Below are 13,444 nucleotides of genomic sequence, written 5' to 3' on the forward strand. Positions count from 1 at the left end.
GGTTCAGTGTTCAACTTCGTGTATGAAGTCAGCCGCGATACTGCCCCGGCGTCGCCGCCAGATGCTGTTTGAACGCTCGCTGAAAATGCGCCTGATCGGCGAATCCAGCCTCTAGCGCTACATCGGCAATCAACCGCCCGCTGCGCAAGCGCTCGCGGGCGAACTGGATGCGCTGGTTGACCAGGAAGGCATGGGGCGTCATCCCGTAGCGCTGTTTGAACGCACGAATCAGGTATGACGGCGATAGTTGCGCCGCCGCGCAAATTGCCTCGAGGCTGAGCACTTCGGTGCAATGTTCACGAATGAAATCAGCGGCGCGTTCCAGCTTGAAATTCGGCTCGGCAACGGGCTCGTCCGCCGGATTCAGGCGCCCCTGCAAATCACTGAAAAACTCAACCGCCGCGCTGTGTTTCGCCAGCGCCTCCAACTGGTCGTCGAGCAGAACCTCATACAACCCCATCAATTTGCCAAACAGCTCGGCATCGGTCAGATGCGTGTCGGAGAACCGTCGAAATTCCAGCTCCGCCGCAAACCCCAGCTGATGCTGCAAATCCGTCAGCCACGGCGTTTCGACATACAGCATCACATACGACCAAGGCTGATCATCGATAGGATTGCAGGCATGCACATCACCGGGATTCATCAGCACCACGGTGCCGGCCGCCACCTCATACTGCGCCTGCTCATGCACATAGGTGCTGCGCCCAGCGGTGATCGCGCCGATGGAAAAGTGCGCATGGGAATGTCGCGCGTAACAGACTTCACGCCCATCCGCGATGGCCCGCGCCTCGATGAAGGGCAGGGCGTCGTCGCGCCAGAAACGCGGGGCTTTCTCGGGGTTTTTCGCTGTGGGGTGTTTCATCGTGATCGTCCCGGCAGGTCAGCGTCTGAGTGTATTAGCTCTGGCCAGCGAATGCCCGTTGCAGTGTCGTCACATCAAGCTTTTTCATCTGAAACATCGCCTGCATTGCAGCGCCGACTGTTATAGGCTCTGGGGAGCGTCACACCACGGGCGCGATGGAGCTAAACCATGACTGCATTTACCGGCGGATGCCTGTGCGGCGATGTGCGTTTTCAAGCCACTGGCGAGCCTTACCGGGTTGGACTGTGCCATTGCCTGGACTGTCGCAAGATCCACGGTGCGCTGTTTCATGCTTCGGCGATTTTTCCTGAGGACGCGGTGACCCTCAGCGGTGAAACCCATGAGTATCAAGGGCGGCACTTTTGCCCGCGCTGTGGCTCGTCGGTGTTCAACCGCAGTGGTGATGAGGTTGAGGTGAACCTCGGCGCGCTGGATGCGCCGAATCAGTTGAAGCCGACCTATGAGAGCTGGATTGTGCGGCGTGAATCGTGGTTGCCGGATTTTCCGCTGGCCAGGCATTACCGTGGTGATAGGGACGGCACGGGGCGGCGAGAGGAATAGGATTTATTGCATTCCTGAGCCCACCGAGGCCCCCTGTAGGAGTGAGCCTGCTCGCGAAGGCTTTTTATGGGGCGGTGGGGTATTTTTTGAGTGAGTACATATCCGTTGCTGCGGTAACGGCTGCTTATGGTTCCGCCCTTACGGCGGGTCACCTTTTTCAAACGCCAAAAAGGTAACCCAAAAGGCTTGCTCCTACGTTCGGCCCTCGCAGGCTCGGGTTCCTTCGCTGCGGGATCGATCCGGGCGCAGCGGCTCCGGTTTGCTTCGCTGCACCTCCTTCCGCTGTGTCTGGCTGCGCCAGACGGTCGCTGCGCTCCCACGCCCGTATCAATCCCTCCACTCAGCCTTCCGACGTCGCCGGTGGATCAAGATCAAAAGCGGTACTCGAGCTAACGCTCATCGTGTAGGAGCTGCCGAAGGCTGCGATCTTTTGATCTTGATCTTGATCTTGATCTTGATCTTGATCTTGATCTTGATCTTGATCTTGATCTTGATCTTGATCTGGTAGGAGTGAGCCTGCTCGCGATTGCTATCTCAAGGTACGAAAGAACAGCGGATCTACCCTGATCCCTGTGGGAGCTGGCTTGCCAGCGATGGCGGCCTTATAGCCGACCAGTCCCTGGCGGATATATACCCAATATCAACTGTGGGAGCGAGCCTGCTCGCGAAGGCGTTGGGTCAGTCAACATGCAAGTGGCTGAACGAACGCTTTCGCGAGCAGGCTCGCTCCCACAATTTGTTTTGTGGTGTCCGCTGCTATGGGTACATCCTCAGCTCCGTCACCCGCGAATAAACGCCAACAAATCCGCATTGATCGTTTCCGCTTGCGTCGTCGGCATGCCATGCGGGAAGCCGGGATACGACTTCAGTGTGCCGTTGGGCAGCAGTTTCGCCGATAACGGTGCGGAGTTGGCGTAGGGCACGATCTGGTCATCCTCGCCGTGCATGACCAGCACCGGCACGGTGACTTTTTTCAGGTCTTCGGTGAAGTCGGTCTGCGAGAACGCGACGATGCCGTCGTAGTGCGCCTTGGCGCCGCCGATCATGCCCTGGCGCCACCAGTTGGCGATGATCCCTTCCGCCGGCTCGGCGCCCGGGCGGTTGTAGCCGTAGAAAGGTCCGCTCGGCACATCGCGATAGAACTGCGCGCGATTCGCCGCCAACTGCGCTTGAAAGCCATCGAACACCGATTTCGGCAAACCGCCGGGGTTGCTTTCGGTCTGCACCATCAGCGGTGGCACGGCGCTGATCAATACCGCTTTGCTGACCTTGTCCTGACCATGCCGGGCGATGTAATGGATCACTTCGCCGCCGCCGGTGGAATGGCCGACGTGCACCACGTTGCTCGTACCCAGATGATTGACCACGGCCAGCACATCGTCGGCGTAGTGGTCCATGTCGTGGCCGTCCCAGACCTGGCTGGAGCGCCCGTGCCCGCGTCGATCATGGGCAATCACCCGAAAGCCCTGTGCCAGGAAAAACAGCATCTGCGCGTCCCAGTCATCCGAACTGAGGGGCCAGCCGTGGTGGAAGTGGATCACCGGCGCGTCGCGCGGGCCCCAGTCCTTATAGAAGATATCGACGCCGTCTCGAGTGGTGACAAAGCCCATATTCGTTACTCCTGACCTGTGATGGACAACCGCGATGTACGCGGACCGTTTGCGCAGAGGTACGACGACTCACTGCGAGCCGCTATCAACTGTAGGAGCAATGCCGGGGTCTGCATGACCGCTGGTCACAACGTCTGGCTTCAAGCGCAAATTAGGCTTTGCTGAAAGGGATAAGCGCGGGCGTCCGTAGGTTTTTGCGATCACAGCGACGCCCCTTTGCAATACGTGAGTCTGAGGAAATCACCCGATGCTGACCCTGAATATCAATGGCAAGGATCAGGAGCTCGATGTCCCCGCCGACATGCCGCTGCTCTGGGTTCTGCGCGATGTCGCGCACCTGACCGGGACCAAGTTCGGTTGCGGCATGGCCCAGTGCGGCGCCTGCACCGTACATGTCGACGGCGCGCCATTACGTTCCTGTATCACTCCGGCCACTGCGGTCGCCCACGGGCAGAAAATCCTCACCATCGAGGGCCTTTCCACCGATGGCTCGCACCCGGTGCAGCAGGCCTGGGCCGAGCTGGACGTGGTGCAGTGCGGTTATTGCCAGTCCGGGCAGATCATGTCCGCCGCCGCGTTGCTGGCGAAAATCCCCAAACCCACCGACAGCGATATCGATCAGGCGCTCTCCGGCAATATCTGCCGCTGCGGCACCTATCCGCGCATTCGCGCAGCGGTCAAACGCGCCGCCGAAATCGGCTGAGTCATTCTCTGGGAGAGGAACGATGGACAGTCCCGTATCGCGTCGCGGGTTTCTCAAGGGCAGCGCACTGTTAAGCGGCGGCTTGATGGTGGCGTTCGTGGTGCCGGGGGCCAATCGCTTTGCCCGGGCGGCAGAAAATCAGAACAAGACCTTCGCGCCCAACGCGTTCCTGCGCATCGCGGCGGACAACAGCGTCACCGTGCTGCTCGGCCATTCAGAAATGGGCCAGGGCATCTGGACCGGCCTGACCATGCTGATCGCCGAAGAACTGGACGCCGACTGGTCGAAAATCCGCGTTGAGCACTCGCCAGCCTCGGCGGCCGATTACGGCTTGCCGGCGTTTGGCGGCATGCAGATCACCGGCGGCTCGACGTCGACCTGGATGGAATTCGACCGCTACCGACTGGCCGGGGCGACGGCGCGGCAGATGCTCGTGGAAGCCGCAGCGAAACGCTTCGACGTCGCGCCATCGACGATTCGCACGGAGTCCGGCGTGGTCATCGCCGGGGACCAACGCGCGACCTACGGCGAACTGGCCGATGCCGCCGGGCAACTGCCGGTGCCGGATCCGAAAACCATTACCTTCAAGGAAGCCAAGGACTGGAAAGTCATCGGCAAACCGACCAAGCGCCTCGACACCCCGGAAAAGATCACCGGCCGCGCCAGGTTCGGCATGGACGTGCAGTTCGAAGGCCTGATGACCGCGATGGTCGCCCGCGCCCCGGTGTTCGGTGCCACGGTGAAATCCTTCGAAGGCGCCGCAGCGCTGGCGATTCCCGGCGTGCACAAGGTGGTGCAGGTGCCCAGCGGAGTAGCGGTGGTGGCCGAGCATTTCTGGGCGGCGAAGCTGGGCCGTGATGCGCTCAAGGTTGACTGGGATCTCGGGGCGCTGGCCGACATGAGCAGTGAAAAACTGCTGGAGAGTTTCCGCAAACTGGCGGCGACGCCGGGCACTTCCGCCACTCAGGCGGGGGACGCCAAGGCCAATTTTGGCAAAGCCGCGAAGAAAATCGAGGTCGAATACAGCGTGCCGTATCTGGCCCACGCGCCGATGGAACCGCTCAATTGCACGGTGAAAATCAGCGCCGGCAAATGCGAGATCTGGACTGGTACGCAATTTCAGACGCTGGACCAAATGGTCGCCAGCAAGATCACCGGGCTCAAGCCCGAACAGGTCGAGATACACACCGAATTCCTCGGCGGTGGTTTCGGTCGCCGCGCCAATCCGACTTCGGATTTCGTCGCCGAAGCCGTGCAGGTGGCGAAAGCGGCGGGCCTGCCGGTGAAAACCGTGTGGGCGCGCGAAGATGACATTCGCGGCGGCTACTACCGCTCGATGTACCTGCACAAAGCGCAGGTCGGGCTGGGCGCCGATGGTTTGCCGATGAGCTGGCAGCATGTGCTGGTGGGGCAGTCGATCATGGCCGGGACGATGCTTGAGGCGACGATGGTCAAGAACGGCATTGATGCCACCTCGGTAGAGGGCGTGGCCGACAGTCCGTATATCAAGGATCTGCCTCACCATCAGGTCGACCTGCATTCGCCGCAGACCGGCATCAATGTGTTGTGGCTGCGTTCGGTCGGCCATACCCACACGGGTTTCGTCATGGAATCGCTGATCGATGAACTGGCGACGGCGGCGGGCAAGGATCCGGTGGAGTACCGGCGAACGCTGCTCAAGGCGCACCCGCGCCACCTCGGCGTGCTCAATCTGGCGGTGGAGAAGGCCAATTGGGGCGCACCGTTGCCGGACGGGCATGCTCTGGGCGTGGCGGTGCACGAGTCATTCGGCAGCTATGTGGCGCAGGTCGCCGAGGTGTCGCAGGACAATTTGGCGATCCGCGTGCATCGGGTGGTCTGCGCGGTGGACTGCGGCATTGCAGTGAATCCGCAGAGCATCGCCGCGCAGATGGAATCGTGCATCACCTTCGGTCTCGGCATGGCCTTGCACAGCAAACTCACCGTCAAGGACGGCGGCGTCGTGCAGTCCAACTATCACGATTATCAGGTGTTGCGGCTCAACGAAATGCCGGTGGTGGAAGTGCATATCGTCGCCAGCAGCGAGAAACCCGGCGGCATCGGTGAGCCCGGTGTGCCACCGACCGCGCCGGCCGTGGCCAACGCCGTGTTCGCCTTGACCGGGCAACGCCTGCGCGAACTGCCACTGCAACTGTCGGGGGTGTGAGATGAAACGACATCTTGTGCTGGGCACCGTCGTTTTGCTTGGTCTCGGTAGCTACGCCTCGGACCTGTTTGCCGAAGATCAGGAAGCTCTGAAAGCCTTTGGCACGGTGCAGAAAGTCTTTCAGAGCCCGCGCTGCCAGAATTGCCACATTCCCGGCGATTCGCCGTTGCAGTTCGACGCCGGCATCCCCCACGCGATGAATGTGGTGCGCGGCATGGACGGCAAGGGCGCTGCCGGTTTGCCCTGCGCGACCTGCCACGCCGAAAGCAACCCGCCGGCCAGTTACGGCCCTCATGCGCCCCCGGGTGCGCCGCACTGGAGCCTGCCACCGGCGGCGCACAAAATGGCCTGGATCGGCCTGCCCTCGGACAAGCTCTGCGCGATGATCAAGGATCGTGCGAGCAACGGCGACCGGGATTTCGCCGCACTGTTAAAACACGTCAGCGAAGACAAACTGGTGCTCTGGGGCTGGAATCCCGGGGCAGGGCGCGCACCGGTGCCGGTGCCGCACGATATTTTCGTCGCGCAGTTCAAACTCTGGGCCGATGCCGGCGGGCCGTGTCCGGTGGCGCAGATGTGATGCCCCGTCGATTAAGCGCTACGCTGAACGCATGACTGTCTACGGAGTGTGCGCATGCTGGTGCCCGGAAAACCTGCCAATGAAGCTGCACGAATCGACGCGCTGCATGGCCTCAACCTCGACTCGGCGCCGGAGGAGCGTTTCGATCGTCTGACGCGCCTGGCCAAGCGCTTGTTCAACGTGCCGATCGCCCTGGTCACGCTGGTCGACACGGATCGCCAGTGGTTCAAATCCTGTGTGGGTCTGGATGTCAGCGAGACATCGCGCGACGTCTCTTTCTGCGGCCATGCGATTTTGCAGAACGAGCTGATGCTGGTCCCCGATGCGCTGGAAGATCTGCGCTTTCATGACAACCCGTTGGTCACCGGCGCGCCGAATATTCGCTTTTACGCCGGTTATCCATTGACGGTGCCGAACGGTAACAAAATGGGCACCCTGTGCCTGATTGATACCAAACCTCGCCATCTCGATGACGAAGAGCGCGCGCTGCTGCGTGACCTCGCGGAGATGGCCGAGCAAGAGTTGATGGCGGTGCAGATGGCAAGCATGGATGAGTTGACGTTGTTGTCCAATCGTCGCGGGTTCAAGCAATTGGCCCAGCATGCACTGGACGCCTGCGCACGTTTGAACCGACCGGCGACGCTGTTGTTTTTCGATCTCAACGACTTCAAGCAGATCAACGATCTGTACGGGCATGCCGAAGGCGACAGCGCGCTGAAGACCTTCGCCGATGTGTTGCGCATTGCCTTTCGCGAAAGCGATGTGGTCGGACGCCTGGGCGGCGATGAGTTCGTCGCATTGCTGACTGGCTCCAGCCACGTTGAAACCACGCGGATCATGGCTCGGCTCAAGGAAATCCTCGAAGAGCGCAACGCCACGCTGCACCGCGGTTACGCGATTCGCTTCAGCGTCGGCCAGATCGAATACGACCCCACGCGCCACGAAACCGTTGATCGGCTGCTGGCCGATGCGGATGGCGCGATGTATGCGCACAAACAGGCGTTGAAAGGCTGCTAGCACCGGCACCATCGCTGGCGAGCCAGCTCCCACACACTCCCCGTGGCAGCTGGCTCGCGATGGCGGTGGGTAAGGCAATTTGATGCTGGCTGATCGAATGTCTTCGCGAGCAGGCTCGCTCCCACAGATATGGTGCTGAACTGAAAATCCTCCGCGCCATCGAAACCTGTGGGAACGAGCCTGCTCGCAAAGGGCGTCAGCCGATTCATCCCCGGATTCGCCAGTGCTCAGCGCTTGGGCGGGCTCAGCTTCTGGTAAAACGCCAGCCATTTCTCATGACTGGCCGCGGCATCCTCGAGTTCGGGCGCGACCAGTGCCTCTTGCAGGGCTTTCGCTTCGAAGGCGTCGAACAGATGTCGGACAGCGGTGCTGGCGATGGCGTTGACCTTGTTTGATGCAAAGGTGTCGGGCACGGCGGTGCGTTCCTGTTGCGCCAGGGGCGCGCCGTGAATGTCCAGACGCGTGATGAACGCCTTGCATGTGGCATTGGCAGCGGGAACGGTTCCGCGCCGATATGCCTCGGCGTCGAGTGGCAGTGACTTCGCCACTTCCTTCGCGGCAGAGGCTTTGAGTGAGGCGATGTCGATATCACGCCGCAAGACCACTTCCGATCGGCGGGTGAACACCTCGAACACTCTGGCCGGCGTTCCATGCAGCAGCGCCAGAATGCCAAAGGGCGCCGCGTCATTGGCCATCTGCTTGTTCGCCGCAGCCGAGACTGGCTGCACGGCGAGCAATTCCAGACTGTGGCCTTCAATATCCTGCCGTTGCGCCAGTGGCAAACGGCAGAGCGCTTCCTTGATCAAGGCAATATGCGCGTCCTTCATCTGTTTGAGTCGCGCGCCAAGTGCCGCATGGAAAAGGCTTGTCACCTTGCCGAGCTGGGCAAACGAGGTGCGCAGGGATGCCAGCGGTACTGGTTCGCTGCTCGATTGCCAGCCCTGCATATCGCCTGCCAGCTTGCCGGCCAGATGCAAGTCACTCAGCGAATAAAGCGCCGCTGGAGTGTCGCCGCTCGATGCAGGAATGGACAGAACCTTGTCTTCGAGATGCGTATTGTCGACAAACACTTTGCGCAGATCCCCTTGAGCGACGCTGGTCGGCGTTGCAAATTCTCTGAGAAAAGCATGGTAGTAAAACCCCCGCATCAGCCGATTGTGTTTGCGAAAGGCACTGTCGGCCTTCTTCATCGTAGCGGTGTCGTACAGCGTGACCGGGCATTCGGCATCGCGCTGGACCAAACCTCTGGCAACGGCCCAGTCGACAACGATCGAAGCACAGGCATCCCCGCGCAGGAATTTGTAGAAATCTGCAGGTGCAGGGCCTTTGGTCAGGCTGGCCAGGTGTTCGAATGACATCAGGCGCGTCACGCCCGGAAGACGGCTTTCGATATACAGGACCACCTGTTTCAACCTGACCCAGCGCTGGCTGTTCATATAAGAGAGGGACGCAGGAATGTCGCGGATCAGGAATTCCGGTGCGATGCCGGACAACAGAAGATGGGTTGCCAGTGTCTTGTTCTTGAACGCTGCCAGATTGAACTGATGATCGATGAACCGCCGTACTTCGTCATAGGTTTCGCCCCAGAAATAGCTGTCTTCCAGACGTTGGCTGATGATCCTGTGCACATCCTCACCGGCGCTTGGTTCCAGGCTGAGAATCAATGCGGCGAGCAGCAGGCGTTCGCGATTGCTGGCCATGATGTGTCTGTCCTGAGCCGGTGGCGCGAGTTTTTTCACCAACTGGTTGCCCAGCGTCCGGGCGCGTGGTGTGCTCAGGATGCGGCTGATCAGGTAGTCGGCCTTGGCCTTGAGGGTGGTCAGCGGCAGATCGGTGTCGACCCCTTCGCTCAGATAGTCGATCAACGGTGCTGAGTCCTTGGGCAGGAACGCCTGGGTGGTGTCGATGACGAGCTGGCGTTGCGCTGCGGTAAAAGCCTGGGTTTGTCTGCCAGGCTGGCCCAACAGATGCCAATGGTTCATGTGCCCGGGCGGCATGTGCAGATTGACCTTGTTCCACTGCGCGAGCGCGAGGGCCTGCTGGACTGTTTTTGGTAATGGCAACTGGTAGAAACGCAGCATCTGCCCCAGCGTGACCTGGCCACTGGAGCGCAAGGCCCCGCCCGCCTTGCGCGCCTTGGTTTTGAGCAGATCACGGTAAAGTTTCAGATCAGGATGCTTTTCCACTTGCGGCGTCAATGTCACCCAGCCGTGCGCGCTGGCCGTGCCGACATGTCCGGATTCAGTCAACAGCAACGGACTGTCCCTGGGTAGATCGTGCTGTTGCACGATGGCCTGAAAATCCGCATTTTCCCTGAGCGTCTGCAACCCTCGCTGGCCGGATTCAATCCTCTTCGCCAATGCGGAATCCGGATGGGGTTCGCTGAACTCCTCATAATCCATGCGGGCTGTGGGTTCCTTGTTCCAGCTCAGGGCTTTGAGGCGCCGAACAATATGCCGATCGTCTTCAAGGTTGGCGAAGCTTTCCCGATAGCGGCGAATAGGGTCGGCGGTCTGCACGTAGTCACTGACGTAAGGCAGTTCAGGCCAGCTGTTTTTTCGCAGGCGTAGAGAAAGTGCTTTGGCCGCCGTGGCGTCTTCCGGCAATGGCAATTCGTAGCGGCTGAGCAATTGACCGAGCTTGAAGCGCGGGCCGCCACGGGTGGCGGACACGGACGAAGAATCGAGCGTGACCGGCGTGGCGAGAAAGCCGCGCTGCTCGAAGGGATCGCTGACCAGCAATACCTCATCGATTCGGTCGGCGATTGCCTTGAAATCCGCCAGCTGCCCGTCGCGCTCCTTGACCACAGCCGAAGTGGTTTGGCCGTTCTCATCGATGGCGGCAAGGCCGGTGGTTTTCAGCTCGGCGACGATGATTCTGGCCTGAGCGGTGTTTTGCGGTTCCGGATAACCATAGAACGCCAATACCACTTGGCGTGGAAAGCGATACAGCGGATTGGCCGACTTGCCGCCGATGTACGGCAAACCCAAGCCGGCAGGATCAATCCGTTGTGAGATCGACAACAGCATCGGCGCCATCTGCCACCAGCCGGAGTCATCTTCCAGAGTGAAAGTGCGAACGGCACTGGAACCGTTCGAGGGTGTCTGCGCCTGCAGGGTGTCGCCCTTGATCCTCAGGGTGTCCAGATCGATGTAAAAGCGACTCGCCCAGTCGAGAAATTCAGGGCGTTCGAGGGCGGTCCAGTAAAGCTCCATCCATTCGCGCAGCAGGCATGGCCGAGGAACTTCAAGCATGCGAGGCGGCTCGGCGGCAGTGACCACCGGTACGGCGGTCAATTCCGCGATGAGATTATGGATCAGTGTCTGTTGATGTACCGGTGTGTCGTTCATCTGCGCCTCCCTGGCGGCTGATAAGCATCGAGCGGCGAGTATCAAAGGCAGGGCAGGGTCGGTGGCGGTACATATGTAGTGCGGCAACCGTTCTGCAGGCATAAAAAAACCCACCGGATTCGGCGGGTTTTTCTATTGGCTACAGGAAGATCACTCTTCGATGTTGCCCATCGCGGTGGTGTTGAAGCCGCCGTCGACGTACATGATTTCTCCGCTGATGCCCGACGCCAGGTCGGAGCACAGGAAGGCGCCGGCGTTGCCGACTTCTTCGATGGTGACGTTGCGGCGCAGCGGAGTCTGCGCTTCGTTGGCGGCCAGCATCTTGCGGAAGTTCTTGATGCCGGAAGCAGCCAGGGTGCGGATCGGGCCAGCCGAGACGCAGTTGACGCGGGTGCCGTCCGGACCGAGGGATCCGGCCAGGTAACGCACGCCGGCTTCCAGCGAAGCCTTGGCCATGCCCATCACGTTGTAGTTCGGCATGGTGCGCTCGGCGCCCAGGTACGACAGGGTCAGCAGGCTGCCGTTGCGGCCTTTCATCATTTCGCGACCGGCTTTGGCCAGGGCCACGAAGCTGTAGGCGCTGATGTCGTGAGCGATGCGGAAACCTTCACGGGTGGTGGCTTCGGTGAAGTCGCCGTCCAGTTGGTCGCCCGGGGCGAAGCCGACAGAGTGCACGATGCAGTCCAGGCCGTCCCACTTTTTGCTCAGTTGTTCGAAGACCTTGGCGATTTCTTCATCGCTGGCCACGTCGCACGGGAAGCACAGCTCAGGGCTCGAACCCCAGCCCTGTGCGAACTCTTCGACGCGACCCTTGAGTTTGTCGTTCTGATAAGTGAAGGCAAGCTCAGCGCCCTCGCGATGCATGGCGGCAGCGATGCCGGATGCGATGGACAGCTTGCTGGCGACACCGACGATCAGTACGCGCTTACCGGCGAGAAAACCCATGTGTTGCTCCTCTTTCAGGTTATTGCGCAGTGGCTGGTGCCAGAAAAGCGGCTTCCAGCAACTGCTGTGTATACGGATGTTGGGGGGCGGCAAAAATACTCTGCGCGTCTCCCTGTTCGACCACTTGGCCATGCTTGACCACCATCAGTTGGTGGCTCAGCGCTTTGACGACAGCCAGGTCATGGCTGATGAACAAATACGTCAGGTTGTACTTGGCTTGCAGTGAACGCAACAGCTCCACTACTTGCCGCTGCACCGTGCGGTCGAGCGCCGAAGTCGGCTCGTCCAGCAGGATCAGCGCCGGTTTCAGCACCAAGGCCCGGGCAATGGCGATTCGCTGCCGTTGCCCTCCGGAAAATTCGTGGGGGTAGCGGTGCCGGGTTTCCGGATCCAGACCTACCTCCTTCAATGCCGCAATGATCGCCGCTTCCTGTTCGGTCGCGGTGCCCATCTTGTGTATCCGCAGGCCTTCGCCAACGATGTCATTGACGCACATGCGCGGGCTCAGGCTGCCAAACGGGTCCTGAAACACCACCTGCATCTCCCGCCGCAGCGGGCGAACCTCACTCTGCGTCAGGCAGTCTAGCTGCTTGCCTTCAAAGCGGATCGCGCCTTTGCTGCCGATCAGCCGCAAAATCGCCAGACCGAGGGTGGATTTACCGGAACCGCTTTCGCCGACGATCCCCAGGGTCTGACCCTGCGGCAGGCTGAAATTGATGCCGTCCACTGCCTTGACGTAATCCACCGTGCGCTTGAGCAGGCCTTTCTTGATCGGGAACCAGACTTTGAGGTCCTCGACTTCGAGCAGCGGCGCGCCGATTTCATTGCTCGTCGGGCCGCCGCTGGGCTCCGCGCCGAGCAATTCCCGAGTGTACGGATGCTGCGGCGAACGGAACAGCTCTGCGCACGATGCCTGTTCGACGATGCAACCGCGCTGCATGACACATACGCGATGCGCAATTCTTCGCACCAGGTTCAAATCGTGACTGATCAGTAGCAGCGACATGCCCAATCGAGCTTGGAGATCCTTGAGCAAATCGAGGATTTTCAGCTGAACGGTCACGTCCAGCGCGGTGGTCGGTTCGTCGGCAATCAGCAATTCCGGCTCGTTGGCCAGGGCCATGGCAATCATCACCCGCTGGCGCTGGCCGCCGGACAATTCATGGGGCAGGGCCTTGAGACGCTTGTGCGGCTCGGGAATGCCGACCATCTCCAGCAGCTCCAAAGTGCGCCTGGTCGCGACTTTGCCGCTCAGGCCCTTGTGGATGCCGAGCACTTCGTTGATCTGCTTCTCGATCGAATGCAGCGGATTGAGCGAGGTCATCGGCTCCTGAAAGATCATCGCGATGCGGTTGCCACGGATATGACGGATGGTCTTCTCGCTCAAATCCAGCAGGTTCTGCCCGGCGTAATTGATGCTGCCGGCCGGATGCCGCGCCATGGGGTAGGGCAACAGGCGCAGGATCGAATGCGCCGTGACCGATTTGCCCGAGCCCGATTCACCAACCAGCGCCAGGGTCTCGCCGCGCTTGATGTCGAAGCTCACGCCCTCGACCACGCGGTGGACGCGCTCGCCGAAACCGAATTCGACGGCGAGGTCACGCACTTCGATCAGATTGTCCTGATTCATT

Annotated in this window: 10 protein-coding genes; 5 read left to right on the forward strand and 5 right to left on the reverse strand. The window is 60.6% G+C overall.

Annotated features, from left to right (window positions below; all coding sequences use genetic code 11):
• Positions 1-28: 28 nt before the first annotated feature.
• The gene (locus HU724_RS11370; protein WP_186569223.1) at positions 29-862 is read right to left on the reverse strand and encodes an AraC family transcriptional regulator; all 834 of its coding nucleotides are present in this window, start codon (positions 860-862) and stop codon (positions 29-31) included.
• 168 nt (positions 863-1,030) lie between these two features.
• Between HU724_RS11370 and HU724_RS11375 the strand changes: the two genes are divergently transcribed.
• Entirely contained in the window at positions 1,031-1,423 is a 393-nt protein-coding gene (locus tag HU724_RS11375) for a GFA family protein (RefSeq protein WP_186569224.1), read from the forward strand.
• A gap of 779 nt (positions 1,424-2,202) precedes the next feature.
• Here HU724_RS11375 and HU724_RS11380 read toward each other — a convergent pair.
• Positions 2,203-3,033, reverse strand: a complete 831-nt coding sequence (locus HU724_RS11380) for an alpha/beta fold hydrolase (RefSeq protein WP_122746957.1) — start codon at positions 3,031-3,033, stop codon at positions 2,203-2,205.
• Positions 3,034-3,280: 247 nt separating this feature from the next.
• Between HU724_RS11380 and HU724_RS11385 the strand changes: the two genes are divergently transcribed.
• The 4 genes from HU724_RS11385 to HU724_RS11400 are packed head-to-tail and all read left to right on the forward strand — an operon-like array spanning position 3,281 to position 7,518.
• Positions 3,281-3,736 (forward strand): (2Fe-2S)-binding protein, encoded by a 456-nt coding sequence (locus HU724_RS11385; protein WP_010459764.1) that lies wholly within the window; start codon positions 3,281-3,283, stop codon positions 3,734-3,736.
• 22 nt (positions 3,737-3,758) lie between these two features.
• Positions 3,759-5,921, forward strand: coding sequence for a xanthine dehydrogenase family protein molybdopterin-binding subunit (locus HU724_RS11390; protein WP_186569225.1), 2,163 nt, complete (start codon positions 3,759-3,761; stop codon positions 5,919-5,921).
• Between the two features lies 1 nt (position 5,922).
• Complete coding sequence (locus tag HU724_RS11395; RefSeq protein WP_186569226.1) at positions 5,923-6,501, forward strand: hypothetical protein; 579 nt, start codon at positions 5,923-5,925, stop codon at positions 6,499-6,501.
• 54 nt (positions 6,502-6,555) lie between these two features.
• Positions 6,556-7,518, forward strand: a complete 963-nt coding sequence (locus tag HU724_RS11400; RefSeq protein WP_186569227.1) for a sensor domain-containing diguanylate cyclase — start codon at positions 6,556-6,558, stop codon at positions 7,516-7,518.
• A 227-nt stretch (positions 7,519-7,745) separates the two neighbouring features.
• Here HU724_RS11400 and HU724_RS11405 read toward each other — a convergent pair whose 3' ends face one another.
• The 3 genes from HU724_RS11405 to HU724_RS11415 are packed head-to-tail and all read right to left on the reverse strand — an operon-like array spanning position 7,746 to position 13,443.
• Entirely contained in the window at positions 7,746-10,970 is a 3,225-nt protein-coding gene (locus HU724_RS11405) for a hypothetical protein (RefSeq protein WP_217847188.1), read from the reverse strand.
• A 48-nt stretch (positions 10,971-11,018) separates the two neighbouring features.
• Positions 11,019-11,813: an enoyl-ACP reductase FabI gene (gene fabI, locus HU724_RS11410; protein WP_014339032.1), complete on the reverse strand. Its 795-nt coding sequence runs from the start codon at positions 11,811-11,813 to the stop codon at positions 11,019-11,021.
• Between the two features lie 19 nt (positions 11,814-11,832).
• On the reverse strand, positions 11,833-13,443 hold the full coding sequence (locus HU724_RS11415) for an ABC transporter ATP-binding protein (RefSeq protein WP_186569229.1): 1,611 nt from the start codon (positions 13,441-13,443) through the stop codon (positions 11,833-11,835).
• Position 13,444 lies beyond the last annotated feature (1 nt).

Origin of the sequence: Pseudomonas iranensis (genome assembly GCF_014268585.2) — a bacterium.
GTDB classification, from domain to species: Bacteria; Pseudomonadota; Gammaproteobacteria; order Pseudomonadales; family Pseudomonadaceae; genus Aquipseudomonas; species Aquipseudomonas iranensis.